Annotated in this window: 26 protein-coding genes, 1 pseudogene and 1 riboswitch; of the genes and pseudogenes, 15 read left to right on the top strand and 12 right to left on the bottom strand. The window is 70.5% G+C overall.

What is annotated here, in order from left to right:
• Nucleotides 1-294: 294 nt before the first annotated feature.
• The 5 genes from ACS04_RS37120 to ACS04_RS35645 all read left to right on the top strand — a co-directional run bounded on the left by ACS04_RS37120 (nucleotide 295) and on the right by ACS04_RS35645 (nucleotide 5,842).
• Nucleotides 295-1,449: a tyrosine-type recombinase/integrase gene (locus ACS04_RS37120; RefSeq protein WP_245236674.1), complete on the top strand. Its 1,155-nt coding sequence runs from the start codon at nucleotides 295-297 to the stop codon at nucleotides 1,447-1,449.
• Nucleotides 1,446-3,956 carry a tyrosine-type recombinase/integrase gene (locus ACS04_RS32900; RefSeq protein WP_048480526.1) on the top strand — a complete coding sequence of 837 codons (2,511 nt, stop codon included), beginning with the start codon at nucleotides 1,446-1,448 and terminating at the stop codon, nucleotides 3,954-3,956. Before ACS04_RS37120 ends, ACS04_RS32900 begins: the two co-directional genes overlap by 4 nt.
• Nucleotides 3,946-4,539, top strand: coding sequence for a DUF6262 family protein (locus ACS04_RS32895; protein ID WP_245236673.1), 594 nt, complete (start codon nucleotides 3,946-3,948; stop codon nucleotides 4,537-4,539). Before ACS04_RS32900 ends, ACS04_RS32895 begins: the two co-directional genes overlap by 11 nt.
• 150 nt (nucleotides 4,540-4,689) lie before the next feature.
• Nucleotides 4,690-5,262 (top strand): HNH endonuclease, encoded by a 573-nt coding sequence (locus tag ACS04_RS32890; protein WP_048480525.1) that lies wholly within the window; start codon nucleotides 4,690-4,692, stop codon nucleotides 5,260-5,262.
• A complete protein-coding gene (locus tag ACS04_RS35645) occupies nucleotides 5,222-5,842 on the top strand; it encodes an HNH endonuclease signature motif containing protein (protein ID WP_158977770.1) in 621 nt (206 codons plus the stop codon). The genes ACS04_RS32890 and ACS04_RS35645 overlap by 41 nt, the downstream gene beginning before the upstream one ends.
• Before the next feature lie 37 nt (nucleotides 5,843-5,879).
• Here the strand turns inward: ACS04_RS35645 and ACS04_RS32880 are convergent, their stop codons facing one another.
• From ACS04_RS32880 to ACS04_RS32875, 3 genes are read right to left on the bottom strand one after another with little or no spacing between them, the layout of a single operon-like run.
• Nucleotides 5,880-6,176, bottom strand: coding sequence for a hypothetical protein (locus ACS04_RS32880; protein WP_048480524.1), 297 nt, complete (start codon nucleotides 6,174-6,176; stop codon nucleotides 5,880-5,882).
• The gene (locus tag ACS04_RS39880) at nucleotides 6,176-6,376 is read right to left on the bottom strand and encodes a hypothetical protein (protein WP_078865605.1); all 201 of its coding nucleotides are present in this window, start codon (nucleotides 6,374-6,376) and stop codon (nucleotides 6,176-6,178) included. Before ACS04_RS39880 ends, ACS04_RS32880 begins: the two co-directional genes overlap by 1 nt.
• Nucleotides 6,312-7,298 (bottom strand): IS481 family transposase, encoded by a 987-nt coding sequence (locus tag ACS04_RS32875; protein WP_048480523.1) that lies wholly within the window; start codon nucleotides 7,296-7,298, stop codon nucleotides 6,312-6,314. The genes ACS04_RS39880 and ACS04_RS32875 overlap by 65 nt, the downstream gene beginning before the upstream one ends.
• 58 nt (nucleotides 7,299-7,356) lie before the next feature.
• Between ACS04_RS32875 and ACS04_RS32870 the strand changes: the two are divergent.
• Nucleotides 7,357-8,177, top strand: a pseudogene (locus ACS04_RS32870) (IS481 family transposase); the annotation flags it as partial.
• Between the two features lie 24 nt (nucleotides 8,178-8,201).
• Here the strand turns inward: ACS04_RS32870 and ACS04_RS32865 are convergent.
• Both ACS04_RS32865 and ACS04_RS32860 read right to left on the bottom strand, forming a co-directional pair.
• Nucleotides 8,202-8,783, bottom strand: a complete 582-nt coding sequence (locus ACS04_RS32865; RefSeq protein WP_048480521.1) for a hypothetical protein — start codon at nucleotides 8,781-8,783, stop codon at nucleotides 8,202-8,204.
• The gene (locus tag ACS04_RS32860) at nucleotides 8,776-9,555 is read right to left on the bottom strand and encodes an alpha/beta hydrolase (RefSeq protein WP_048480520.1); all 780 of its coding nucleotides are present in this window, start codon (nucleotides 9,553-9,555) and stop codon (nucleotides 8,776-8,778) included. Before ACS04_RS32860 ends, ACS04_RS32865 begins: the two co-directional genes overlap by 8 nt.
• Nucleotides 9,556-9,700: 145 nt before the next feature.
• On the opposite strand from ACS04_RS32860, the gene ACS04_RS32855 reads away from it, so the two are divergent.
• From ACS04_RS32855 to ACS04_RS32830, 6 genes are all read left to right on the top strand, one after another.
• Nucleotides 9,701-10,492 carry a lysophospholipid acyltransferase family protein gene (locus ACS04_RS32855; RefSeq protein WP_107438776.1) on the top strand — a complete coding sequence of 264 codons (792 nt, stop codon included), beginning with the start codon at nucleotides 9,701-9,703 and terminating at the stop codon, nucleotides 10,490-10,492.
• Between the two features lie 39 nt (nucleotides 10,493-10,531).
• Nucleotides 10,532-11,743: a MacS family sensor histidine kinase gene (macS, locus tag ACS04_RS32850; RefSeq protein WP_048480547.1), complete on the top strand. Its 1,212-nt coding sequence runs from the start codon at nucleotides 10,532-10,534 to the stop codon at nucleotides 11,741-11,743.
• Between the two features lie 56 nt (nucleotides 11,744-11,799).
• The gene (locus ACS04_RS32845; protein ID WP_048480546.1) at nucleotides 11,800-12,444 is read left to right on the top strand and encodes a response regulator; all 645 of its coding nucleotides are present in this window, start codon (nucleotides 11,800-11,802) and stop codon (nucleotides 12,442-12,444) included.
• 187 nt (nucleotides 12,445-12,631) lie between these two features.
• Nucleotides 12,632-13,660, top strand: a complete 1,029-nt coding sequence (locus ACS04_RS32840) for a 6-phosphofructokinase (protein WP_048480518.1) — start codon at nucleotides 12,632-12,634, stop codon at nucleotides 13,658-13,660.
• 98 nt (nucleotides 13,661-13,758) lie between these two features.
• Nucleotides 13,759-14,757 carry a 2-hydroxyacid dehydrogenase gene (locus ACS04_RS32835; protein ID WP_048480517.1) on the top strand — a complete coding sequence of 333 codons (999 nt, stop codon included), beginning with the start codon at nucleotides 13,759-13,761 and terminating at the stop codon, nucleotides 14,755-14,757.
• A gap of 79 nt (nucleotides 14,758-14,836) precedes the next feature.
• Nucleotides 14,837-15,121 carry a hypothetical protein gene (locus tag ACS04_RS32830; RefSeq protein ID WP_048480516.1) on the top strand — a complete coding sequence of 95 codons (285 nt, stop codon included), beginning with the start codon at nucleotides 14,837-14,839 and terminating at the stop codon, nucleotides 15,119-15,121.
• 33 nt (nucleotides 15,122-15,154) lie between these two features.
• Here ACS04_RS32830 and ACS04_RS32825 read toward each other — a convergent pair whose 3' ends face one another.
• A complete protein-coding gene (locus ACS04_RS32825; protein WP_048480515.1) occupies nucleotides 15,155-17,125 on the bottom strand; it encodes an anthranilate synthase family protein in 1,971 nt (656 codons plus the stop codon).
• A 277-nt stretch (nucleotides 17,126-17,402) separates the two neighbouring features.
• On the opposite strand from ACS04_RS32825, the gene ACS04_RS32820 reads away from it, so the two are divergent.
• Together ACS04_RS32820 and ACS04_RS32815 are read left to right on the top strand one after the other, a co-directional pair.
• Nucleotides 17,403-18,767, top strand: a complete 1,365-nt coding sequence (locus tag ACS04_RS32820) for a class II 3-deoxy-7-phosphoheptulonate synthase (RefSeq protein ID WP_398025350.1) — start codon at nucleotides 17,403-17,405, stop codon at nucleotides 18,765-18,767.
• 184 nt (nucleotides 18,768-18,951) lie between these two features.
• Entirely contained in the window at nucleotides 18,952-19,191 is a 240-nt protein-coding gene (locus ACS04_RS32815; RefSeq protein ID WP_078865612.1) for a (2Fe-2S)-binding protein, read from the top strand.
• Nucleotides 19,192-19,201: 10 nt separating this feature from the next.
• Here ACS04_RS32815 and bfr read toward each other — a convergent pair whose 3' ends face one another.
• Complete coding sequence (bfr, locus tag ACS04_RS32810) at nucleotides 19,202-19,681, bottom strand: bacterioferritin (RefSeq protein WP_048480513.1); 480 nt, start codon at nucleotides 19,679-19,681, stop codon at nucleotides 19,202-19,204.
• Nucleotides 19,682-19,893: 212 nt separating this feature from the next.
• Between bfr and ACS04_RS32805 the strand changes: the two genes are divergently transcribed.
• Nucleotides 19,894-20,526, top strand: coding sequence for a sulfite oxidase-like oxidoreductase (locus ACS04_RS32805; protein ID WP_048480512.1), 633 nt, complete (start codon nucleotides 19,894-19,896; stop codon nucleotides 20,524-20,526).
• A 111-nt stretch (nucleotides 20,527-20,637) separates the two neighbouring features.
• Here ACS04_RS32805 and ACS04_RS32800 read toward each other — a convergent pair whose 3' ends face one another.
• The 5 genes from ACS04_RS32800 to thiO form a co-directional block, all read right to left on the bottom strand.
• Nucleotides 20,638-21,495, bottom strand: a complete 858-nt coding sequence (locus ACS04_RS32800) for a deoxyribonuclease IV (protein ID WP_048480544.1) — start codon at nucleotides 21,493-21,495, stop codon at nucleotides 20,638-20,640.
• Nucleotides 21,496-21,511: 16 nt separating this feature from the next.
• Nucleotides 21,512-23,467 (bottom strand): Stk1 family PASTA domain-containing Ser/Thr kinase, encoded by a 1,956-nt coding sequence (gene pknB, locus ACS04_RS32795; RefSeq protein ID WP_048480511.1) that lies wholly within the window; start codon nucleotides 23,465-23,467, stop codon nucleotides 21,512-21,514.
• A 125-nt stretch (nucleotides 23,468-23,592) separates the two neighbouring features.
• Entirely contained in the window at nucleotides 23,593-24,387 is a 795-nt protein-coding gene (locus ACS04_RS32790; protein ID WP_048480510.1) for a thiazole synthase, read from the bottom strand.
• A gap of 5 nt (nucleotides 24,388-24,392) precedes the next feature.
• Complete coding sequence (gene thiS / locus ACS04_RS32785; protein ID WP_030156043.1) at nucleotides 24,393-24,593, bottom strand: sulfur carrier protein ThiS; 201 nt, start codon at nucleotides 24,591-24,593, stop codon at nucleotides 24,393-24,395.
• A complete protein-coding gene (gene thiO / locus ACS04_RS32780) occupies nucleotides 24,590-25,771 on the bottom strand; it encodes a glycine oxidase ThiO (protein ID WP_048480509.1) in 1,182 nt (393 codons plus the stop codon). Before thiO ends, thiS begins: the two co-directional genes overlap by 4 nt.
• Nucleotides 25,769-25,881: riboswitch (TPP riboswitch) on the bottom strand. Its footprint overlaps the gene before it by 3 nt.
• Nucleotides 25,882-25,909: the final 28 nt, after the last annotated feature.

Here is a 25,909-nt window from a genome sequence, read left to right as displayed (position 1 = left end):
GAGCTGAGACACAGCATGTCGGCTGACACTGGTTCACTCATTCGGAGAACGCTTGGCGCAGGTCCGGACATAGCGAAGCGGGGCCGTCACCGAATCGGTGACGGCCCTGCTCAGGGACCTTGCAGGCCGGGCTACAGCACGAGAGTGCGCCCGACCTAGACCTCGATGTACGCGACCACCACCACGGTTATCTGCGGTTCTGATCTGTCGCTTGTTGTGTGAGGCACATGGGCTCACCGGTTCGTGTGACTGTGGGATATCTGCTGGTTGTGAGGCACGTGCTGACGGTCAGTCATGGGTGTCATGAAGTTCCGTGCTGCATGCGCTGAGTCCCCGGTGGACGGGCGCCCGTTGTGGGTCGTGGTCGATGAGTCGTACGGGCTCCACCACGAGGCATGCCTGTTCCTGGCCTCTCTGCGGGACATGGGCCGTTCATTCAATACCGAGAAGGCCTACGGCATCCGGGCCGCGCTGCTGCTGACCTGGTGCTCGGCGCGAGGGCTGGACTGGAAGCAGATCACGCTCCTGGACCTGGCTCGGTTCTTGCGGTGGCTGGTGGACGAGCCGCTGCCGCCGCGCAGTCGGCGGGTCGCGTCTCCGCCGCGGTTTCGGGCGGAGAAGTCGGCGAACGCGGTCATGACGGGGGTCTGCGAGTTCTTGCGGTTCTGCTCGCGAAACGAGTGGGTGGATGCGGAATTGGTGGCCCGGCTGACGGAGACGAAGTACCTGCACTGGCTGCCGCCGGGCAAGGATGCGGGCGAGGACGGCCAGTTCCGCACCGTGAGAGCGAAGATGCTCAAGCTGCCGGAGCCGTCCGATGATGCCGTGGAGTATCTGACGCCGGAAGAGGCTGACCAGCTGTTTCAGATCGCCACGCACGCCCGTGACCGGTTCCTGGTCGCCCTGCTCGGCTGCACGGGGGAGCGCATCAGCGAGGCTCTGGGCCTGCGGCGCCAGGACATGCACCTGCTCAGCGACTCGCGGATGCTCGGATGCCGGGTCGAAGGCCCGCACATCCACGTCCGACGGCGGGCGAACAACGCCAACGGGGCCCTGGCCAAGTCGCGGTTCGCCCGGGTGATCCCGGTGACCGAGGACGTCGCGGGTCTCTATGCGGACTACCAGCTCGAACGGGACGAGGTCCCCGAGGCGGCTGACTGCGACATGGTCTTCGTGAACCTGTTCCACGCCCCGCTCGGGCAGCCGATGCGCTACGGCACAGCGAAGGAGCTTTTCGACCGGTTGGCGAAGAGGACCCAGCTCACCGCACGCCCGCACATGCTGCGGCACGGAGCGGCCACGGCCTGGGTCCGCGCCGGCGTCGACGAGGACGTGGTCCAGGATCTGATGGGGCACATCTCCCGGTCCTCGCTGACGCCCTACCTGCACGCGAGTGAGGCGGACAAGCGGGCGGCGGTCGAGCTGGTGGCGGCGGGGCGGCGGTCTTGACCAGTCCCGCCGTGCTCGCCGCGGAGCCGCTCGCCCCGGTCGTCCCGCTTGATTCGACCGCCTGGATGAGTTGGCTGCAAGCGCGGGTGGATCCCCTCTGGCGGCCGGGTGAGTGGTCCCAGCAGGATTGGTTCTTCGACGGCGACGTGGACAACCCGCGCACGGCGGCGTCGAGGTGCCTCACGGCCTCGTGCTGGACCTTGATGCCCTCCCGCAACCTGTTCTGCCGGCACTGCCTGGATGCCCACAAGGCCAGCTTGCTGAGCCGGGAGGAGTTCGCCGCTTCCTATAAGCGGCCTCGGCGGATCCGCACCCAGCGCGGATCCGACCGCGAACCGTGCGTCCTGGCACGCCCCTCGGGCCGATGCGAGCGGCCAGCCCACAGCGGCGGGCTCTGCCGCACCCACTACTCCCGCTGGCGACGGCGCCCTGACCAGCAGGTCTCGGTCGAGGAATGGCTGGCCACCACGACGGCGGAACCGCTGCAAGCGAAGCCGACCTGCGTCGTCCGGGGCTGCGCGAACCAGCGGGTGATCTCCGGGCTCTGCAACACGCATTTGCAGTCCTGGGAACGAGAGAAGCGGGCGGGCGCCACCCGCGACCCTGAGCAGTGGGCCCGCCAGGCCGCCAAACGCCTGCTGACCAACCAGTTCAGCCTGCGGGACCTGGCGGAACCTGTCCGCTGGGAATTTCTCTACGGTCTGCAACAGCGGGATGCCCGCGGCGGCGTCATCGAGCCGGTGGCCGCCCGGCAGTTGGCGCGTCGGCTGGAGGGGGTCCCGAGTCTGCTGGCCGTCGATGTCGAGTCCTTCGTCGAGGGGATCGCCAAACAGCACAACCTCACGTCCTTGATCCGCGAGGTTGTCCGGGCTCTGCGGCGGGCCGCACTGTCGTTCCGCGGCCTGGAGCCCACCGATGTCGACAGCTGGGATCTGGGCTGGCTGGACCTGCGGTCCTCGGCCCTCGGCGGCCGTCGCCATCGGCCTGGGCAGGTGGACGCGTCCGCAATCCACCAGCAGTGGTTTCGGGACGTGATCAAGTCGTGGGCCACCTCCGTCAGCCTGGACAGTGGCAAGTTCAAGCGGGTATTCACCGCGTGTGTCGTCGCCTCCGATGCGATGCATGCCCGGCCCGGCGGAGGCCAGGACCACACGAAGCTGAGGTTCGCCGACATGCAGGCGGTCTTCACCGCGATGAGCCGCATCCGCCGCACCACCGACGACGAGCTCGCCAGCAAGAGCTGGCGCCAGCATTCGTTCAGCTGCTTCCTGGAGATCGTCGACTTCGGCCGCAAGACGGACATGCTGCCGGGCATGCCCGGCAGTTTCGACCGCGACAAGACGCTGGTACTGCCGCCCGAGGAGACGACCGAGGACGCTGCAGGCCGGGCTGTCCCTGAGCCTGTCATCGCCCAGCTCGATGCACATCTCGCCCTGATGGGAGCCTCCTTCTCCTACGGCGAGATGGCACGGGCCGATATCGAACTGATGATGCAGACGGCCTACCTGGTCCTCCGTGACACCGGCCGCCGTCCCATCGAGGTCGCCAGTCTGAGCCTGAAGTGCCTGGAGACCCGAGGGGACGAGAACACCCTCGTCTGGGACAACGTCAAGAAGCGCCGCTACGGCCGCAAGCTGCCCATCACTCGCGAGACCGCCACGGTGATCAGAACCTGGCAGGCCCGTCGACGTCAGATGGAGGTTCCCTCCCGCAGCCGAAAGTACCTGTTCCCGTCGATCACCGATCGCAGCGGGTTCGCACACATGGATGCCTCCAGCCTGGCCAATGCGTTGCGGGAGTGGGTCGCGGCGATCCCGCTGCTGCTGAGCGACGAACTCGACGGGCAGGGCCGCAGGATGCCTTTCGACCGCACGCTGATCTTCCCCTACGCGTTCCGGCATGCCTATGCCCAGCGGCATGCCGATGCGGGCGTCCCGGTTGACGTGCTCAGAGAGCTCATGGACCACCGGTCGATCGTCACAACGATGTCGTACTACCAGGTGTCCCTGAAGCGGAAACGCGAAGCGATCACGACCCTGCGGAAGCACACCGTCGACCGGTCCGGCCGTCCGGCTCCGTTCACCAGCCCGACCGACTACGAGGCCCAGTCGGTCGCTGTCCCCTTCGGCAACTGCCGCGAGCCCAGCAACGTCAAGGCCGGCGGCAAGGCCTGCGCAATCCGATTCCAGTGCGCCGGCTGCGGCTTCTATCGCCCCGACCCCTCCTACCTGCCCGCCATCGAGGAGCACGTCAACGACCTGCGGGCCGACCGTGAGACCGCCAAGGCGATGGACGCCGACGACTTCGTCGTCCGCAACCTCGGCGACCAGATCACTGCGTTCACGAACGTCGCCGACACCATGCGCGACCGGCTCAGCAGCCTTCCCAAGGACGAACGCGAGGAGATCGAGGAGGCCAGCGCGGTCCTGCGGAAGGTCCGTGCGACCCGGGAGCACAAGCTGCTGCCACTGACCGTGATCCGCAAGGAGACCCCCGATGCCGGCTGAGACATCCATGAAGCCCTCCAGGACACCCGCGGAGATCCTCAAAGCCGCACGTCAGCGGGACAGCGCCGACAAACGCGGACGCGTCCTCAAAGCCGTCCAGGACATGCTCCACGGCAACCGGCGCATCACCTTCGCCACGGTCGCCCGCGAGGCGGGCGTCTCCAGCTGGCTCGTCTATGCCCCTGGCCTGCGTGAACGGATCGACCAGGCCCGGGCCCGTCAGGCCGCCCAGGGGCACCACGACCAGCAGAGCGGACGGAAGGTCTCTACCGCCAGCGAACAGACCGACCTGCTTCTCGCCCGCCAGGAGATCAAGCGGCTCCGGACCGAGAACGACCAGCTGCGGCGACAGGCCCGCGTTCACATCGGACAGCAGGTCGAACAGCTCGGCAACCACGATCTGGTCGACCGCGTCAACGAGCTCACCGAGGAGAACCTGAGACTGTCCACAGCGGAACGGCAGGCAACCACCCAGAACGCGGAACTCCAGCAGCGAGTCGCCGAGCTCGAAGACGACCTCAGCGCCGCCCGCACCAGCCTCCGCCGCATGATCCGCAGCCAGAATCACGGTCAGCTAGCCTGATCCATCGTCACTTGTCGTTGCTGGCCGCTACTCTCCACGGGACCATTGAAGAGAGGGCTCGTCATGGCGGAGCGCACGCCAAGCACCGAAAAGTGCACCGCGGCTGATTGCGAGCGGCCCCAGTGGGCTCGGAAGCTCTGCAACCCATGCTTGAGCAGGGCATACCGGCGGGGCGAGATCGAGCGCGTTCAGGTCCACGGGCGGACCGGGGGCGACGTGAAGGGTTGCGAGAGCCCACACCACGCGAACGGCTACTGCAAGATCCACGACGCAAACGAGCGTCGGATAGGCCAGCCCGTGGCCCCCAAAGTGGTAATCCGAGGCACCATCGAGGAACGATGGCTCGCGAAGGTCATTCCCACCCCTGACGGCCACTGGCTCTGGCCCGAGTCACCGAAGGGATGCCCCTACCCCAAGCTAGGCGTCAAGATCGATGGAAGGTGGACGACTGAGTATGCCCACCACGTCGCCTATCGCTGGGCTCATGGCGCCTTGCCCGAGTCGGGGGTCGTCCACCACACCTGCGGTTTGAGGCTGTGCTCCAACCCGGACCATCTCCAGTCCGTCGACGCCGTTGCGAACATCCTGGAGATGAAGCAGCGGATCAGCCTGGAGCGTGAGATCGAGATGCTCACCGCGGCCGTTGCCGCTCTTGAGGCTGCTCTTGGTCTGGATGTTCCCATTGACGACCAGGAAGGGGGCAACGATGCCTCGATGGCCTAAGGAACGCGAAGCTCGCGGCTGTGGCATCGAGGGCTGCGAGGGGAAGCACGCCGGCAAGGGCTACTGCAAGAAGCACCTCTATCGACTGAACACCAACGGTGACCCTCTCGCCGTCCGACACCGGATAGATACCGGCACCGTTGAGGAGCGTTTCTGGAAGAAGGTCGTTACTGGGCCGGATGACTGCCAGCTGTGGTCTGGTGCGAAGATCCCGGACGCGTCACGGGACGACGAGGACCGCTACGGGATGTGGACCTGGGACACACCCGACGGGACCCAAAGGCAGCTCGCTCACCGATTCGCCTATGAGTCCAAATTCGGGAAAATCCCCGAAGGCGCGCAGCTCCACCACACATGCGCCCGCCGAGGGTGCGTTAATCCGGCGCATCTCCAACTGGCCACCGCTCTGGAGAACACCGCCGAAAGCCTCCAACGCAAGCACCTCACAGCGAAGCGCGATGCCCTGGTCGCCCGATACGCGGAGCTGGCCTCGATGGCTCAGCACCTGAACATCCCACTCCAAGAGTGCCCCGTCGAGCCCAACCCAGATGAGCCGGAGGCCCCGGGGACACTGTTCTGACCCCGCACCAGCAGTAGGCCTATCGCTCCAACGTCCCTTATGTCACTGCCATGTGCACACGTCCCTGACCAGCATTAATTCGCTCCCGACCCGAGATTACGAGCGTGCGCAGGGCGGTGACGAAGTACAGGATGCGGACGGCTTCGAGTTCGTCGGCGTACTGTCGCAGTTGGCGGCCGGCGGTATCGCCGGGGATCGGCTCGCCGATCTCGGGGTCGACGGAGATGACCACCAGCGCGCGGTCCAGCGCGTGGATTTCCGCCTCGCTGGTGATGTTCTCCAGTTGCTTGGCTGCTGAGTCGGAGAAGGCGATGCGGGCGCGACGTGTGGTCATCAGGCGACGGCCGGGCGTTGCGCGGCAAGGCGGGCCAGGTGGGCCTCGCGGAGCTCTTCCCAGGGGGTGCAGTCCTCCACCGCGGGCAGGCCGTTGGCAGCGATGTCCTCTAGGTGTGCAACTGCCGTAGCTCGATTACACCGGGGTCTGGGCCTTCTGCTTGAGGCGTTCGTAGGGTGTTTGGCCGCCGAGGGAGCCATGGGGGCGGTGGTAGTTGTAGTAGTCCTCCCACTCGCGGAGTTTGTCGTTGAAGACGCCGGTGTCATCGATGACTACGCCGTCGAGCATGCGGTAGAACTCCTCGGCGTCGATGCGGTGGGAGCGTTCGACCTTGCCGTTGAGGTGCGGTGACGCCGGTTTGATGTAGGTGTGGGCGATGCCCTTGTCGAGGACGTTCCAGTGGAAGGCGGACTGGAACTCTGCTCCGTTGTCGGTCTGGATCACCTCGACGCGGAACGGCAGGCGCTCCAGGACGTAGTCGAGGAACTGCACGGCGGTCTTCTGGTCGCATCGCGGGTAGATCCGCAGGACCCGAAGCCGGGTGCAGTCGTCGATGGCGGTGAACTGGTAGTACTTCGCTCGTCGCCGCCGTTTGGGCAGCGTTGCGGTGACCGGAACCGCGGCTGGGGTGTGTTTCGGGAGGACGATGGGTTCGATGAATTTTACGTCGATCTGGACGCGGTTGCCGGGCTGCTGCTTCTCGTAGCGGGTGTAGCGCTTGTCGTGCCGCGTGTAGCGCTGTGAGGCCGGCAGGCGGTTCATCCCGAGCTTCTTGAGGATGCGGTAGACGGCGGAGCAGGCGATGTCGATGTCGTGGTACCGCTTGAGGTACATCTTGATCTTCATCGGGCCGAAGTGGTAGTGCTGCCGCAAGTAGACGATCTTGTTGACGACGTCTGCCTCGGTGGCGTGGGGGCAGTGGTGGGGCTTGCTGGAGCGGTCCCGCAGACCTTCGAGGCCCTCGTCCTGGTAGCGGTGCAGCCATTTGTAGAAGCACGGGCGGCTGATGCCGTAGTAGCGGCAGGTCAGCGCGACGTTCCCGGTGACTTCCTCGGCGTGGCGCAGGACTGCCAGGCGATGCTGGGCCTGACGGTCCTGCTGCTGTTGCAGCGAAGGGGGCATGGCAGATCTCCGTCTACTCGAAGACCCATGTGTAACCAACGTCCGGCAGTTTTATATACTCCACGACCGCCCGAGCACGCCGCATGCGACCCCGCACCGCACCCCTGCCGTAATCGAGGCCGAGGTCTGCCGCCTGAGGACCGATCGCAAGCTCGGCCCCGCCCGCATCGGCCCGATCGTGGGCCTGCCCGCCTCCACGGTCCACCGGATCCTGCTGCGGCACGGCCTGAACCGCCTGGCGTTCCTAGACCGGCCCACCGGCCGGATCATCCGCCGCTACGAACGGGCCCGACCCGGCGAACTGGTCCATCTCGACATCAAGAAACTCGGCAACATCCCCGACGGCGGCGGCTGGCGGGCCGTGGGCCGAACAGCAGGCGACCGCAACCGCCAAGCCACCACCGACCAGCGCAAGAACTCCACACCGGTGATCGGCTACAGCTACATCCACTCCGCCGTCGACGACCACTCCCGCCTCGCCTACAGCGAGGTCCTGGCCAACGAACGGCAGGAGACCGCAGCCGGCTTCTGGCAACGGGCCCAAGCCTTCTTCACCCACCATGGCATCACCGTCGACGCGTCCTGACCGACAACGGCTCCTGCTACAAATCCAGACTCTTCACCCAGACGCTGGTCGCGGCCGGCATCACCCACAAGAAGACCCGCCCCTACCGCCCCCAGACCAACGGCAAAGTCGAACGCTTCAACCGCACCCTCCTCGATGAGTGGGCCTACCTGCGGCCCTACACCTCGAACGCCGAGCGGACCGAAGCCCTGGCAGACTTCCTCCACACCTACAACCACCACCGCTGCCACACCGCACTCGACGGCCACCCGCCCATCAGCCGCGTGAACAACCCTCCGGGTCAATACAGCTAGGCCGTGGGGGGGGCGCCGCGGAGGTCAGACGACGGCGCCGCGGCCCGGGTCGTCGTCCTCGTCGTCACCCTGCGACATCCGCGCGACGAGCGTCGCGAAGCCGCCCAGGAAACCGCCGATCCCCAGCGCCGTGAGCCACCAGGTCATCTCCCACTGCAACAGCACCGCCACCAGCAGCAGCACCGGCCCGCCCACCACCGCCAGCCACGCGAACTTCGCCGTCGTGTCCGCCTGCGGCAGCTCCGGCTCCGGGGGCACGAAGTGGCCCTCGTCCTTCTCGTCCGGCTCCGCCGGAGTGTGATCGCGGGGCCCGCTCCCGGGTCCCGCGGCGCCGACCCCGACACCCGGCGCGAACACCACCGAGCTGCCCAGCGCCCTGGGCGGCTCCTGCTCGGCCGGAGCCTGCGGCTCCGGCGCGGGCGGCGCGGCCGCCGGCGGCTCCGGCTCCACGTCCTCCTCCGGCAGCATCAGGTTCTCGATCGGCCGGAACGGCCTCGCCCCCGGCGGGTCCGGCGGCTCCTGCCCGTACCCGGCGACGATCGCCGCCCAGGCCGCCTCCTCGTCCAGCGGGGGGACACCCCCCGGGGACTCCTCGTGCTCAGCCACCGCTGGCCGCCCCCTCCCTGCCGACGCTCTCCGCGAGCCGCCCGACGAACGCAAAACTGTCCGCGAAGATCTGCTCCGCGTCATGGTCCAACGTCGCGACGTGGTAGCTCTGTTCCAGCAGGGTCTCGGTGACGTCCGTCGAAGAGATCCGCGCGAGGATCCGCGCCGAGTCCGCCGGGTCCACGACGTGGTCCTGCCGGCTGTGCAGCAGCAGCACCGGCTGCGTGACCTGCGGCAGCTCGGTGTCGAGCAGCTTCAGGAACTGCTTCAGCGAGGCCGCGGCCCGGGTCGGGACCCGGGTGTAGCCGATCTCCGCGACGCCCGGCTTCGCGATGTCGCTCGCGATGCCCGGGGTGGAGCGCAGGAAGTGCTGGGCCACCGGGAGCGCGAAGGCCAGCGGGTCGTTGATCTTGTTGACCGGGTTGACGAGGACGATGCCGGCCACGGCGTCCCCGTGCCGGGCGGCCAGCCGCAGGGTCAGCGCCCCGCCCATCGACAGGCCGAAGACGAACACCTTCGCGCACCGCTCCAGCAGCTCCCGCAGCGCCCGGTCCACCTCGGCGTACCAGTCCTGCCAGCCGGTGAGCTGCATGTCCTGCCACCGCGTCCCGTGCCCGGGCAGCAGCGGCACGGAAACCGTCAGACCCTGCCCGGCCAGGTACTCCGCCCACGGGCGCATGGACTGAGCGGTACTGGTGAAGCCGTGGCAGAGGAGGACACCGACCTCTCCGCCCTCGTGGCGGAACGGCTCGGCTCCAGGGAGGACGGGCACCAGGGTCTCCTTCGACGGGTGGGGGGTGCGTAGCGCTGTGTGACTTCACCGTACGCGACGGGGGTGACACCGACCAGGGTCGTCGCCCCCTCCGCCCCGAGCCACGGGATAAGGTCTGTTCGACAGACACAGGAAGGCGCATCAGTTGATCTACGGCGCAATGAAGTTCTCCATCGGGGGGTCCCTGAAGCTCGCCTTCAGGCCGTGGGTGGAGGGCCTCGAGAACATTCCCGCCGAGGGGCCGGCGATCCTCGCGAGCAACCACCTGTCCTTCTCGGACTCCTTCTTCCTGCCCGCCGTGCTGGACCGGAAGGTCACCTTCATCGCGAAGGCGGAGTACTTCACCTCCCCGGGCGTCAAGGGCAAGCTGACGGCCGCCTTCTTCAAGGGCGTCGGCCAGCTCCCCGTGGACCGCTCCGGCGCGCGCGGTGCGGGCGAGGCCGCGGTCAAGAGCGGCATCGACGTCATCGAGCGCGGGGAGCTGTTCGGTATCTACCCCGAGGGGACCCGTTCACCCGACGGCCGCCTCTACCGCGGCAAGCCCGGCGGGCTGGCCCGCGTGGCCCTGGCCACCGGGGCGCCCGTGATCCCCGTCGCGATGATCGACACGGAGAAGATCCAGCCGCCCGGCAAGGTCGTCCCCAAACTGATGCGCCCCGGCATCCGGATCGGCAAGCCGCTCGACTTCAGCCGCTACCACGGCATGGACGGAGACCGCTTCATCCTGCGCTCGGTGACCGACGAGGTCATGTACGAGATCATGAAGCTGTCCGGCCAGGAGTACGTCGACATCTACGCGACGGCCGCCAAGCGACAGATCGCCGACGCGGAGAAGGCCGAGAAGGCCGCCCGGGCCGCGGCGGACAAGAGCGCCGGCAACACCGCCGGCAGCAGCGGCGACCCGAGCGACATGAGCGCCGGGAAGGCCGCGGAGTAGCACACGGGCGGCATCGCCCGCACGGGGTGGGTGGGGGAGATGGCGAAACGCGAGCGTGTCGTGCGCATGTCGGTCGAGCAGCCGCTGTGGCGGGCGCTGACCGCCTACCGGCTGCTCACCATGGTCTACGCGGTCCTGCTGTTCGCCTCGGCGTACCGGGACTTCGACCGGCCCTGGGTCGCGGCCGGCTACCTCGGCGCACTCGCCGTCTGGACCCTGGCCACCCACCGCCGGGTGGCGAACGCAGCCAGCTGCACCAAGCGGTTCCTGTGCGCCGACCTCACCGTCGCGCTCGCCGGCATCCTGCTCACCCCGGTCGCGGACACCCACGCGCGGATCGCCGCGGGCGGCCCCACCCTCCCCTCCATCTGGACGGCGGGCTCCGTCCTCGCCTTCGCCATCAAGGGCGGCTGGCGCTGGGCCGGTTTCGCCTCGACCTTCGTGGCCGCGGCCAACATCGTCATCCATGGCGGCCAGCCCACCCGGGACACCCTGCACAACGTGCTGCTGGTCTGGGTCGCCTCCATCGCCATCGGGTACGTCGTCGAGGTCGCCCGGGCCAGTGAGGCCACCTTGGCCCGCGCCCTGGAGATCGAGGCCGCGACCCGCGAGCGCGAGCGACTCGCCCGCGACATCCACGACGGGGTCCTCCAGGTCCTCGCCATGGTCCAGCGGCGCGGGACCGAGCTGGGCGGAGAGGCCGCCGAGCTCGGCCGTATGGCCGGGGACCAGGAGGTGGCCCTGCGCACCCTGGTCTCCAGCGGGCTGGTGCCCACCTCCCGGATCTCCCGCGACGAGTCACTGGGGGCGCTGGTGGACGCGTACGAGGTGGAGGATCCCGGCGCCGACGAGGGCGAGCTGGACCTGCGGAGCCTGCTGGCCCCGCACGCCGGGTCCCGGGTCAGCTTCGCCGAGCCGGGCACCCCGGTGCCGCTGCCGGCGCCCGCGGCGAAGGAGCTGGCCGCCGCCGTCGGAGCGGCACTCGACAATGTGCGCAAGCACGCCGGCGATGGCGCCAGGGCCTGGATCCTGGTCGAGGACTGGGGCGACGAGGTGATCGTGACCGTCCGGGACGACGGCCCGGGCATCCCGGCCGGCCGCCTCGACCAGGCCGAGGGCGAGGGCCGGATGGGCGTGGCCCTGTCCATCCGCGGCCGGCTGCGGGACCTCGGCGGCAGCGCCGAGCTGGTGTCCGTCCCCGGACAGGGCACCGAAGTGGAACTGAAAGTACCGAGGGGGAGGACCCAGTGAGCCGCACCGCCGAACCGCAGCAGCAGACGCAGCCGCAGCCGCACGAGATCAAGGTGATGGTCGTCGACGACCACCCGATGTGGCGGGACGCGGTCGCCCGCGACCTCGCCGCGGCGGGCTTCGACGTGGTCGCCACGGCCGGAGACGGCCCCGAGGCCGTCCGCCGGGCCGTGCCCGCCGCCCCCCACGTCCTGGTCCTCGACCTCAACCTGCCCGGCATGCCCGGGGTGCAGGTCTGCAAGGAACTCGTCGGAGCCAACCCCGCGCTGCGCGTCCTGGTCCTGTCCGCGAGCGGCGAGCACGCGGACGTCCTGGAGGCGGTGAAGTCCGGCGCCACCGGCTACCTGCTGAAGTCCGCGGGTGCCCAGGAGCTGATCGACGCCGTCCGCCGCACCGCGGCCGGCGACCCGGTCTTCACCCCCGGCCTGGCCGGGCTGGTGCTCGGCGAGTACCGGCGCCTGGCCACCGACCCGGCGCCCGCCGCCCCCGACGAGCCGAAGGCCCCCCAACTGACCGACCGGGAGACCGAGGTGCTGCGGCTGGTGGCCAAGGGGCTCTCGTACAAGCAGATCGCGGAGCGCCTCGTCATCTCGCACCGCACGGTGCAGAACCACGTGCAGAACACCCTGGGCAAGCTCCAGCTGCACAACCGGGTGGAGCTCGTCCGGTACGCGATAGAGCGCGGCCTCGACGACGCGTGACGAGGGACGTCCACCGTCTCGCACCTCGCACGCATGTCCTCGTACGAGTGAACGGTGGCGTGCAACACCCCTGTAATCCACCGGAATTGACCCTTCCCAGGCACTTGCTGTGACCTGAGTCACCACTAGCGTGACCGCCATGCGGGCTCAGTCTGCTCAGTGGGCCCTGTGGCGAAGGGAGATTGACATGAAGGTCGGAGTGCTGACGGGCGGCGGCGACTGTCCCGGTCTCAACGCGGTCATCCGGGCCGTCGTCCGCAAGGGCACCCAGGAGTACGGGTGCGAGTTCGTCGGGTTCAAGGACGGCTGGCGCGGCGCGGTCGAGGGCGACACCGTCCCCCTCGGCATCCCCGCGGTCCGCGGCATCCTGCCGCGCGGCGGGACCATCCTCGGCTCCTCGCGGACCAACCCGTTCAAGGAGGAGAACGGGGTCCGCCGGATCAAGGAGAACCTCGCCAAGTACGAGGTCGAGGCCCTCGTCGCCATCGGCGGCGAGGACACCCTGGGCGTCGCCGCCAAGCTGCACGGGGAGTACGGCATCCCGTGCGTCGGCGTCCCGAAGACCATCGACAACGACCTGTCGGCCACGGACTACACCTTCGGCTTCGACACGGCGGTGGGCATCGCCACGGAGGCCATCGACCGGCTGCACACCACGGCCGAGTCGCACATGCGGGTGCTCGTCGTCGAGGTGATGGGCCGGCACGCCGGCTGGATCGCCCTGCACTCGGGACTGGCGGGCGGCGCCAACGTCATCCTCATCCCCGAGCAGCGCTTCGACCTGGACCAGGTGTGCGCCTGGGTGACCTCCCGGTTCAAGGCGAGCTACGCGCCGATCGTGGTGGTCGCGGAGGGCGCGATGCCGAGGGACGGGGAGATGGTGCTGAAGGACGCCACCACCGACTCGTTCGGGCACGTCCGGCTGTCGGGCGTGGGGGAGTGGCTGGCGAAGGAGATCGAGGCGCGGACCGGCAAGGAGGCCCGGACCACGGTGCTCGGGCACATCCAGCGCGGCGGCACGCCGAGCGCGTTCGACCGGTGGCTGGCGACGCGCTTCGGGCTGCACGCCATCGACGCCGTGCACGAGGGCGACTTCGGGAAGATGGTCGCCCTGAAGGGCACGGACATCGTGCGGGTGCCGATCGCCGACGCGACGGCGAAGCTGAAGACGGTGGACCCGGCGCTGTACCGGGAGGTCGGGGTCTTCTTCGGCTGAGCCGGAGTGGGTGACCGGGCCATGGGCGGTATCGGACGTAAAGTGCCGGAACGACCCATGGTCCGGTTTGTTTTGCGCGGCACAGCACGGGAGCGAACGTGGAAATCCTGGCATTCGGGGTGCAGGGCGACGAGAGGCCGCTGATCGAGGAGGCGTTCGCGGCCGCCGGACAGCACGAGGTGCGGTGCCTGGACGTCTTCCTCACCGAGGACACCGCCCCCATCGCGGCCGGCTACGAGATCGTTTCGTCGAGCGTGAACGCGGATCTGAGCGGGCGCGTGCTGCGGACCCTGGCCGGGGGCGGGACGAAGATGATCGCCCAGCGCTCCACGGGCTTCAACAACATCGACTTGGACGTCGCCCGGCGGCTCGGGATGACGGTGAGCCGGGTCTCGTACTACTCCCCTTACTCCGTGGCCGAGTTCGCGTGGACCCTGGCGATGGCCGTGAACCGCAGGATCGTCCGGGCCTCGAACCGCACCCGGGACTTCGACTTCCGTCTGACCGGACTGATGGGCCGCGACATGCGCGGCCGTACGGTGGGGGTGCTCGGGACCGGCAGGATCGGCGAGGCGTTCACGCGGATCGCGCACGGGTTCGGCATGAACCTGCTGGGCTGGGACGTCGCGGAGAACCCCGCGTGCGTGGAGCTGGGCATGAAGTACGTCGACAAGGAGGAGCTGTTCACCTCGGCGGACCTGGTGAGCCTGCACCTCCCGCTGTCGCAGTCCACGCACCACATCGTCGACGCGGCGGCCCTGCGCACGATGAAGGACGACGCGATCCTGGTGAACTCCAGCCGGGGCGGGCTGATCGACTCGGAGGCACTGGTCACCGAGTTGCGGGCGGGGCGGTTCGAGGGGGTGGGCCTGGACGTGTACGAGGCGGAGACCGGCCTCTTCTTCCTGGACAAGTCCCTGGAGGCCGTCGAGGACGACACCCTGGCACGGCTGGTCACGTTCCCGAACGTCGTGGTGACCTCGCACCAGGCGTACTACACGCACGACGCGGTGGGTCAGATCATCGAGGCGACGGTCCGCAACGTGCAGGACTACCTGGCGGGCCGCAGCTCGCAGAACACGCTGTCCCCCGCGTGACGCGAGTTCACCCCGAGTTCGGACACCGGTCATGCGGGCGGTGCTGCCGCCGGGATCACAGGGGTTTAGATTCAGCCCCGTGGACATACCTTCCGCGGCCCGCTGGCTCCTGCTGGCCGCAGCCGCCGCTCAGTTCGTGTACGCCGTACGGGCCCTGCGGCCCGCGCTCCGCTCCCGGCCGGGGAAGCGGCTGGACGGCTGGCTGGCTTTCGCAGATCCGGCGGTCGGCGTCCCGGTGACCCTGGCGCTGGCCTGGGGGAACCTCCCGGCGTTCCTCGCCGGCCTGGCCGCCTTGGGCCCGCTCATGACCTGCCGGCTGCTCCGTTCCTTCCTCGCCCGCCGTACGAAGCCGACCCCGGCCTGACGGCCCCGCGCGGCGGGCTCGGGTCCGGGCCCGTCAGAGTGCCGCCGGGGTCATGCCGAGCAGGAGCCCGCGCACGAGGGACGGGCCGTTCAGGGTGACGACCGACTCGGGGTGGAACTGGACCCCCGCGAAGGCCGGGGACCGCAGGGCGTGGACCTCCCCCGTCACCGCGTCGCGGGAGACCTCCACCGCCCGCCGTGCCAGCCGGGCCGCGACCTCGTCGGAGCAGTGGGCCGTGTACGTGTTGTAGAAGCCCACCACCTCCCGGCTCCCGAAGAAGTCGATCCGCGTCTGCGCCCCCTGCGCCGGCTCCGCCTTGCGGACCAGCGGCAGGCCCAGCTCCGCCGCCAGCAGCTCGTGGCCCAGGCAGACGCCCAGCAGCCCGTGGCGGTGCCCGGCCAGGAGCTCCGCGGCCAGTCCGCGCAGCATCCGCATCTTCGGGTCGGCCGCGTCCGCCGGATCGCCCGGCCCCGGGCCCAGGACGACCGGACCGGCCCACGCCAGCGCCGCCTCCCGCAGCCCGGGATCGTCGTAGCGGCGTACGGTCACCTCCAGCCCGGTCACCCGCAGCACGTGCGCCAGCATCGCCGTGAACGTGTCCTCCCCGTCCACCACCAGCGCGTGCCCGGCCGGCGCCGCCGGCCGCTCCTGCATCCGCAGCCAGAACGGCGCCAGGTCCGCCCGCCGCGCCGCCAGGGCCGCCCGCACCCGGGGGTCCTCCCCGAGCCGCGCCCCTTCGAAGGCCGCCCGCGGCGCCGCCGGGCGGACCCCGAGCGCCGCCAGCACCCCGGCCGCCTTCGCGTGCGTCTCCGCGACCTCCCCCGCCGGGTCCGAGTGCCGCACCAGCGTCGCCCCCACCGGGACCCGCAGCGCGCCGTCCGCCGCGATGTCGGCGGTCCGGATCAGGATGGGCGAGTCCAGCGTCTGGGACCCCGAGGCGTCCAGGCCCAGCAGGGCCAGCGCCCCCGCGTAGTAGCCGCGCCCGCCCGCCTCGTACCGCTCGATGACCCGGCAGGCGTTCTGCACCGGTGACCCCGTCACCGTCGCCGCGAACATGGTCTCGCGCAGCACCTCCCGGACGTCGAGGGAGGAGCGGCCGCGCAGCTCGTACTCGGTGTGCGCGAGGTGCGCCATCTCCTTCAGCCGCGGACCGACGACCACCCCGCCCCTGTCGCCGACCGTGCACATCATCTTGAGCTCCTCGTCCACGACCATGGACAGCTCCTCGGTCTCCTTGCGGTCGCCGAGGAAGGCCAGGAGGGATTCGGGGGTCGGGCCCCCGGCCGGGTAGCGGTACGTGCCGCTGATCGGGTTCATCACCACCGTGCCGCCCGCCCGTCTCCCGCCACCACCCTCGACGGAGGGCGCTTCGCGCCCGCCCCTCCCGCCCGACATCCGTACGTGTACTTCCGGACTGGCCCCCACCAGCGTCCGGTCCCCGGTGTGGACGACGTACGTCCAGTACGCGCCCCGCTCGCCCACCAGCAGCCGCCGGAACAGCGCGAGCGCGTCGGCCCGCCCGAAGCCCTCGATCCGGCCCCGGTACGTGCGCCGGATGACGAAGTTCGCCCCCTCGCCGCGCCCGATCTCGTCCCGGACCACGCGCTCGACGGTGGCCGCGTACTCCTCGTCGGGCACGTCGAAGCCGCCGTCCTCGACCCGCACCGGGTGGTCCGGCAGCGCGGCCAGCGCCTGCGCGAGCGGGATCTCGTACGCCTCCTCGGCGCTCAGCACGGCCAGCGGCGTGCCGTCGTCGCGCACGTCGAACCCGCGCTCGCGGATCTGCCGGAACGGGACGAGGGCGAGGGTGGGCAGCGATCGTACGGGCAGCTCGGCCAGGCGCCCGGCCTCGTGGACCGGGCCGATCAGCACCTCGACCGTGTCGTGGTCGCGACCGGGGGTGCGGCGGCGCAGCAGGGCGAACGGCGGGCAGTCCCCGTCGAGCAGGCGGCTGACCAGAGCGGGCGTGCTGCTGACCAGAGCGGGGGTGCGGCTGGGTTCCATGGGCGGGCGTCCTTCTTCGTCACGGGAGTGAGGAGGAACGGCCGGGCCCGGAAAACACCGAAGGCCGCCCCTCGGGCGGCCTTCGCGTCGTGCGTGTCAGTGGGTACGCGCGAGAAGTGGGCCGCCGGGAGCGGGCCACCACCAGTTCTGGTTCGAGGGCGCGTACACGCCGCCGACGATAGCCCACCGGCGAGCCCGCCTGCGAGTCCGCGCCATCGCGGAGACACCCGTCTCATACCGTGGGCACCGGGCTGGACCTGGCCTGAGACGCCGTAATGTGTACGGAGTGACCGTGAACGCTGAAACCCAAGCCCCCGCCGCCAAGGCGACCTGGCGAGACCTTCCCGCGGCGCAGCAGCCTTCGTACCCCGATGCCGAGGCCCTGCGCGCTGTCGTCGCGGACCTCGAGTCGTATCCTCCCCTCGTTTTCGCGGGTGAGTGCGACCAGCTGCGCGCCCGTCTGGGAGCCGTCGCCAAGGGCGAGGCGTTCCTGCTGCAGGGCGGCGACTGCGCCGAGGCCTTCGACGCCGTGTCCGCCGAACACATCCGCGCCAAGCTGAAGACGCTGCTCCAGATGAGCGCCGTCCTGACGTACGCGGCCTCCGTGCCCGTCGTCAAGGTGGGACGCATCGCCGGCCAGTACTCCAAGCCGCGCTCCAAGGACACCGAGACCCGCGACGGCGTCACCCTGCCGACCTACCGCGGCGACTCCGTCAACGGCTTCGCCTTCACCGAAGAGGCCCGGATCCCGGACCCCGAGCGGCTCAAGCGCATGTACCACGCGTCCGCGTCGACGCTGAACCTGGTGCGCGCCTTCACCACCGGTGGTTACGCCGACCTGCGCCAGGTGCACGCCTGGAACCAGGACTTCGTGAAGTCCTCCCCCTCCGGGCAGCGCTACGAGCAGCTCGCGCGCGAGATCGACAACGCGCTGAACTTCATGAAGGCGTGCGGTACCGACCCGGCCGAGTTCAAGGCCGTCGAGTTCTACGCCTCCCACGAGGCGCTGCTGCTCGCCTACGAGGGCGCCCTGACCCGTACGGACTCCCGCACCGGGAAGCTGTACGACACCTCCGGCCACATGGTCTGGATCGGTGAGCGCACCCGCCAGCTGGACCACGCGCACATCGAGTTCTGCTCGCAGATCGCCAACCCGATCGGCATCAAGCTCGGCCCGACCACCACGGTCGACGAGGCGCTGACGTACATCGACCGCCTGGACCCCGAGCGCGAGCCGGGCCGGCTGACCTTCGTCGTCCGCATGGGCGCCGACAAGGTCCGCGACAAGCTCCCCGAGCTGGTCGAGAAGGTCACGGCCTCGGGCGCGACGGTCGCCTGGGTGACGGACCCGATGCACGGCAACACCTTCGAGGCCGCCTCCGGCCACAAGACGCGCCGCTTCGACGACGTGCTCGACGAGGTCAAGGGCTTCTTCGAGGTCCACAAGGCGCTGGGCACCCACCCGGGCGGCATCCACGTCGAGCTCACCGGTGACGACGTCACCGAGTGCGTGGGCGGCGGCGACGAGATCTTCGTCGACGACCTGCACCAGCGCTACGAGACGGCCTGCGACCCGCGGCTCAACCGCAGCCAGTCCCTGGACCTGGCCTTCCTCGTCGCCGAGATGTACCGCGACCAGTAAGCGGATCAGTACGCAGGGCGGATCCTCACGGAGAAACCTACGACGGTGGGGCACGGATCGATGTGATCCGTGCCCCACCGTCGTATCCAGGGGTTTTAGGCAAGCCTCACTTTAGGTACGGTTAGGTAAGCCTCACCGAATACGGGATGGCTGGAGAGACCATTCCTTCCGGGAGGTGAACCGCGTGTACGTCTGCTCTTGCTTCGGGATCACCGACAAGCAGGTCAAGGACCACGCGGCCGCCGGGGCCTGCACCCCTCGCCAGATCGCCTCGGTCACCAAGGCCGGCACCGACTGCGGATCCTGCGTACGGACCATCCAGGGCATCCTGGGCCGCGGGGCCTGCCCGCGCCGGGAGCTGCTGGAGAAGGGCGGCGCGGCCGCCGTGCTCGCCGCCGACCCGGAGCTCGCGGAAGCCGCGTAGGGCCCGCGGCTCAGCCCTCCGGCTGCTCGATCAGCTGCGCGATGTAGAGCGGCTCCCCGATGCTCTCGATGAGCTCCAGCTGGGTGTCGAGGTAGTCGATGTGGTGCTCCTCGTCCCCCAGGATCTCCTCGAAGAGGCGCGCCGAGGTCACGTCGCCCTTGCCGCGCATCACCTCGATGCCCCGCTTGAGGCGGTCGATGGCCTCGACCTCGACCTGGCGGTCCGCCTGGAACATCTCCGTCAGGGTCTGGCCGACCCGCACGTGGAAGAGCCGCTGGTAGTTCGGCAGCCCGTCCAGCATCAGGATGCGTTCGGTGATCTTGTCCGCGTGCTTCATCTCATCGATGGACTCTTCACGCGTGTACTTCGCGAGCTTGGTCCAACCCTTGTTGTCCTGGATCCGGTAGTGGAGCCAGTACTGGTTGATCGCCGTGAGCTCGCCGGTCAACTGCTCGTTCAGAAACTCGAGGACCTCGGGGTCGCCCTGCATCGCAGAGGCTCCTTCCAGGCAATGTCAGCTGTGTGACGGGGCTGGGGGGTATCGCGCTACCGCCCCCAGCCGTGACCGGGGGAGTGCGCGCATCCTCGCACCGCCGCAGGGGGCCGTCCAGTAAGTGCCTCCTTAGTGTGAGTTGGCGTGACTTGCCCGTATCGGGGCACACCTGGTCGTGACCACCCTGCCGCGTCTGTCACCATGGAGACATGGGCCAGCCGGAAAGCCGGGAATCTCCGGGAGCAGAGCACCTGGAGCTTCCTCCGGGACAGCGGCTGCAGCGCGGCTGGCCGGTCACCCACTACGGCCCGGTCCCCAAGTTCAAGCCGGACCGCTGGGAGTTCCGTGTCTTCGGGGCCACCGCCGACGGTGACAAGCACTGCTGGAACCACGAGGAGTTCACGGCCCTGCCGTTCGAATCCGTCGTGGCGGACCTGCACTGCGTGACGAAGTTCAGCATGCCGGGCGCCGAGTGGGGCGGAGTCCTCGCCCGCGAGATACTCGCCCTGGCGCCGCCGTCGCCGCAGGTCACGCATGTGATGGTGTGGGCCGAGTACGGCTTCAGCTCCAATCTGCGGCTGGCCGACTTCGCCTCCGACCGGACCGTCTTCGCCACCCACGAGGGCGGCGAACTGCTCACCGCCGAACACGGTTTCCCGGTACGGCTCGTCGTCCCGCACCTCTACGCGTGGAAGGGCCCCAAGTGGGTCCGCGGCATCGAGTACATGACCGCCGACCGCCGCGGCTTCTGGGAGGAGCGCGGCTACCACAACATCGGCGACCCCTGGCGGGAGCAGCGCTACTCGTACCAGGAGGAGCCGGGGGACGGCCCCGAGCTGTAGGCCCGCCCCCGGGTCAGTGGTGCCTCGGGCGAGTGGTACGGGGGGGACGACCGCCTGGCCCGTGCCGCGGCCGAGTGCCCGCGGCCGACGCCGCCCGGACGGCCGTACGCTTCAGGGGAGCTCGCGCAGTTCCTTCAGCAGGGCCACGTCCGCCGCGTGGCCCTCCTTCCCGCCCGGCGTCTCGGTGATCAGCGGGACGCCCTCCATCGCGGGGTGGGCGATGAGCTCGGCGAAGGCGTCCCGGCCGATGTGGCCCTGCCCGATGTTGGCGTGGCGGTCCTTGAGGGAGCCCACGCCCTCCTTCGAGTCGTTCGCGTGGATCAGCTTCAGCCGCCCCTCGCCCACCGTGTCCACCAGCAGGTCCAGCGTCTGCTTCGCCCCGCCCCGCTCCGCCAGGTCGTGCCCGGCGGCGAAGACGTGGCAGGTGTCCAGGCAGATCCCCAGCTTGGGGTGGTGGTCGAGCGCCTCGAAGTAGGGGCCGAAGTCCCAGGTCCGCGAGCACAGCGAGGAGCCCTGCCCGGCCGTGGACTCCAGCAGCAGGAACGGGTCGTCCGCGTGCGTCAGCTCGTCCAGCAGCGGCAGCAGATGCTCCCTGACCTGCGCGTACGCCGCCTCGCGCGGCCGTCCTCCGGTCGCCGAGCCGGTGTGTACGACCACCCCGAGCGCGCCGATCTCCCGGCCGCGGCGCAGCGAGTGCCGCAACGACTCCACGGACTTCTCGACGGTCGCCTCGGTGTGCGAGCCGAAGTTGATCAGGTAGGGGGCGTGGACGTACGCCGGGATCGACCCCTCGGCGCACTGGCTGCGGAACAGCTCGTCCTGCGCCGGGTTCCCGACCGGGGTGGCCCAGCCGCGCGGATTGGCGACGAAGACCTGTACGGCCTCGGCCCCCATCTCCCGCGCGTACGTCAGCCCCACCGAGGCGAGGCCGCCGGCGACCGGCACGTGCCCGCCGACGGGATTGCGCATGATGTGGTCCATCGCTCTACAGCCCCTTGGTCCGCAGGACGATCGTGCTGCCCTCGGGGGCGCTCTGGCCGCCCGGCACCGACTGGGCGTCCACCGTGTTGCCGAAGGAGATGAGCGGCCGCTCCACCTTCACCTTGAAACCGGCCCCCTCCAGCGTCTTGCGGGCCACGTCCGCCTCCTGGCCGGTCACGTTCGGCACCGGGATCTGCCGGGGGCCCTTGGACACGGTGAGCGTCACCGTGTCGCCGGTCGCGGCCTGGGAGCCGGCGCCGATCGACTGGTTGGCGACCGTACCGGCCGGGAACGGCGAGTTGACCTCCTCGGCGGCCGTCTCGACCTTGAGGCCGAGGTCCTGGAGGGCGGCCCGCGCCTGGTCCAGGGGCCGTCCGACCACGCTCGTCACCTGCACCGGCCGGCCCTTGCTGACCACGAGCGCGACCGCCGTGTCGGGCGACCGCTTCTGCCCGCCGGGCGGGTTCGTGGAGACCACCGAGCCCTGGGCGACGTCCTGACTGAAGGCCTGCGTGACCATGCCGGGCGCCAGCCCGCTCCTGACCAGCTCGGCCTTGGCCTCCTCCAGCGGCCTGCCCGTCACGTCCGGTACGACGACGACCTCAGGGCCGCGCGAGACCGTGAGCGCCACCGCACCGTTGCCGCGGATGCGCTTGCCGCTCTCGGGGTCGGAGTCCATCACCGTCCCCCGGTCGAAGGTGTCGCTGAACTTCCGGTCGACCCGCTTCACGCCCAGGCCGGCCGCCGAAAGGTCGGACTTGGCCTGCGCCTCGGTCTTGCCGAGCAGGTTGGGGACCTTGGTGAACTGGCCGGCGTTGATGTACCAGACCCCGGTGCCGAGGCCGAGCGCGAGCAGGACGCCGGCGATCACGAGCAGGGTCCCGCGGCGCGGTGCGCGCGGGCCGCGCGATCGCGGCGGCAGCGGCGCCTCGGCGAGCGTCTGGGCCGGGCGGGCGTTCGCCGCCGCGGCGGGCGTGGCTTCCGGGCGTTCCAGCCGGGACGTCTGGTGCACGGGCGGCTGCGCCGTGACGGGCCGGGGGATCACGCTGGTGCGGTCCTCGCCGGCGTCGCGCTGCTCGGCCCGAGCCTGCGGCGGCACCGCGTCCAGCTCGGCGTCGCCGAGCAGGGCGCGGGCGTCGAGCGTCAGCCCGAGCAGTCCGGCGGCGTCGGTGGGCCGCAGCTCCGGGTCGCGGGCGGTCGCGTACGTGACGAGCTGGTCCAGGATCCCGGGCAGCCCCGGAACGGCCGCCGACGGGGGCGGTACGTCCTCGTGGAGGTGCTGGTAGAGCACCTGGGCGGGGGTGCCGCCGGTGTGCGGCTTGGAGCCGGTGAGCATCTCGTACAGGACGACGCCGCAGGCGTAGACGTCCACGCGGGTGTCGGTGGCCCCGTTCTCGATCTGCTCGGGGGCGAGGTAGGAGACGGTGCCGAGGACGGCGCCGGTGGTGCTGGTGACGGTGTCCACGCTGCGGACCAGGCCGAAGTCCGCGACCTTGACCCGGCCGTCGTCGCCGATCAGGACGTTCTCGGGCTTCATGTCGCGGTGTACGAACCCCGCGCGGTGGGCGGCGCCGAGGGCGGCCAGGACCGGCTCCAGGATGTCGAGGGCCGCACGGGGCCGCAGCGCCCCGCGCTCGCGCAGCACGTCGCGCAGCGTGCAGCCGGAGACGTACTCCATGGCCAGGTACGTGTACGGCCCGTCGGTCCCCTGGTCGAAGACGGCGACGACGTTGGGGTGCGCGAGGCGGGCGACGGACTTGGCCTCGCGGATGAAGCGGTCGACGAAGCCGGCGTCGGCGGCGAGCGCCGGGTGCATCACCTTGAGGGCGAGTACGCGGTCGAGGCGGGTGTCCACGGCCCGGTAGACCGTCGCCATGCCGCCGGCCGCGATGCGCGCCTCCACGCGGTAGCGGCCGTCGAGTGTCTGCCCGACGAGGGGGTCATCCAGGGTCGTATCCACCCGGCGATTCTACGAGCGTCCCTGCGGCCGCCGACGAGCGGCCGGTGAGCTTGCAGCGCAGCTGTGACGTGGGAGGCGCCGCGCGGGCAGCGGGGGCGGGCCCCGCACCCCGCGCCGCGCCGCCGTCAGAACGCCGGGCGTTCCGGGTCCAGGGCGGCTCGGCCCCGGGTGGGGGAGGACGGTTCCGCGAAGCGGCGCTGGGGGATGCGGCCCGCGCGGTGGGCCAGCCGGCCCGCCGAGACCGCGTCGCGCATGGCCGCCGCCATCAGCACCGGGAACTGGGCCCGCGTCACCGCCGAGGCCAGCATCACCGCCGCGCACCCCAGCTCCATCGCCAGCGCCACGTCCGAGGCCGTGCCCGCCCCCGCGTCCAGGATCACCGGAACCCCGGCCCGCTCGGCGATCAGCTCGAAGTTGTGCGGGTTGCGGATCCCCATCCCCGACCCGATCGGCGACCCCAGCGGCATGATCGCCGCGCAGCCCACGTCCTCCAGCTTGCGCGCCAGCACCGGGTCGTCGTTCGTGTAGGGGAGGACGGTGAAGCCCTCGTCCACCAGGGTCTCCGCCGCGTCCAGCAGCTCCACCCCGTCCGGCAGCAGCGTCCGCTCGTCCGCCACCACCTCCAGCTTGATCCAGTCGGTGCCCAGCGCCTCCCGTGCCAGGCGCGCGGTCAGCACGGCCTCGCCCGCCGTGAAGCAGCCGGCGGTGTTCGGGAGGACGCAGATGCCCAGCTTCGTCAGCACCGACAGGACGGAGCCCTGCACCGTCGGGTCCAGCCGCCGCATGGCGACCGTCGTGAGCTCCGTACCGGACGCGACCAGCGCCCGTTCCAGGACGTCCAGGCTCGGCGCCCCCCCCGTGCCCATGATCAGGCGGGACGAGAAGGTCCGCCCGCCCAGCCGGAAAACGTCGTCGGCCATCGCGCTCAGCCCCCCTGTACGGCGGTGAGGACCTCGACCCGGTCGCCCTCGCCCACCGGTGTGAGCGGCCACTGCCCGCGCGGGACGACGGTCTCGTTCAGTGCGGCCGCGACGCCGGACGGCGCCGCGGTCAAGGTGGCGACCACCGCGTCGAGGGTGGTGCCGGCCGCGATCTCGCGCGGCTCGCCGTTGACGGAGATGGTCATGCGTACGACTCCTGACGTGCGGCGGAGAACCGGCGGGGGGTGAACGGGCGGGCGATCTCCGCCAGCGTGCCGGTGGTCAGCAGCTGCGCCATCACGTCGCCGGTGAGCGGGGTCAGCAGCACCCCGTTGCGGTAGTGGCCGGTGGCCAGGTGGAGGCCGGGCAGCTCGGTCGGGCCGAGCAGCGGGGCGTTGTCCGGGGTGCCGGGCCGCAGACCGGCCCGGGTCTCGGTCAGCGGCAGTTCGGTGATGCCGGGTACCAGTTCGTGCGCGTCGCGCAGGAGTTCGTACACCCCGCCCGCGGTGACCGTGGTGTCCCAGCCGAGTTCCTCGCTGGTGGCCCCGACGACGAGCTCGCCGTTCTCGCGCGGCACCAGGTAGACGTGGCTGCCGCGGACCACCGCCCGTACCGTCCGCGACAGGAACGGCGCGTACGCCGCCGGCACCGCGAGCCGCAGCACCTGGCCCTTCACGGGCCGTACGGGAGGCAGCGCCCGGGGCGGTACGCCGGCCAGCTTGCCGCTGAGCGAGCCCGCGGCGAGGACGACCTGGTCGGCGCGGAGCTCCGTACCGTCGTCGAGCCGTACGCCGAGGGCCCGGTCCGCGGCGGTCAGCAGCCGCTCCGCGCTCGCCCGGCGGATCTCCACCCCGGCGCGCTCGCACGCGGCCAGCAGGGCGGCCGCGAGCCGGCGCGGGTCGACCTGGTGGTCGCCGTCCACGCGCAGGCCACCCCGTACGCCCGGGGCCAGCAGCGGTTCCAGGCGGCGGCACTCGCGGCCGGTGAGCCACTCGGACTCCAGGCCGCAGCGGCGCTGGAGGGCGTGCAGTTCGCGCAGGTGCAGCCGGTCGTCGGAGTCGAGGGCGACGGCGAGCGTGCCGCAGGCGCGGTAGCCGATGTCCATGCCGCCGCTGGCCTCGGCCAGCTCGGCGGCGAACTCCGGGTAGCGGGCTGCGGAGGCGAGGCCCAGCCCCAGCAGGCTCTCCTCCCCGTAGTGCAGCTCCGTGACGGGGGCGAGCATGCCGGCCGCGACCTGCGCGGCGCCGCCGCCCGGCGCCGGGTCGGCGAGTACGGTGCGCAGCCCGTGCCGGGCCGCCCGCCAGGCGGTGACCAGGCCGATGATCCCGCCCCCGATGACGAGGACGTCGGATCCCGGGTCGGATCCGTTCACAGACGAGTGCATGGGCGTCCAGCCCCTCCCTTCGCCGGCATGACCCGGATCAGGTTCGTACGGTCGGAGGCCGCTCAGCCTCCCTCTCAGCCCGGTGCGCCCGGACTCCCGCGATAGGTACGGGCGCCAGCCTAACCCCGCCGCCGGGAG

Origin of the sequence: Streptomyces roseus (assembly GCF_001044425.1) — a bacterium.
Classification (GTDB): Bacteria; Actinomycetota; Actinomycetes; order Streptomycetales; family Streptomycetaceae; genus Streptomyces; species Streptomyces roseus.
The sequence above is the reverse complement of the archived record's forward strand: the minus strand, read 5'-3'. Positions and strand labels throughout refer to the sequence as shown.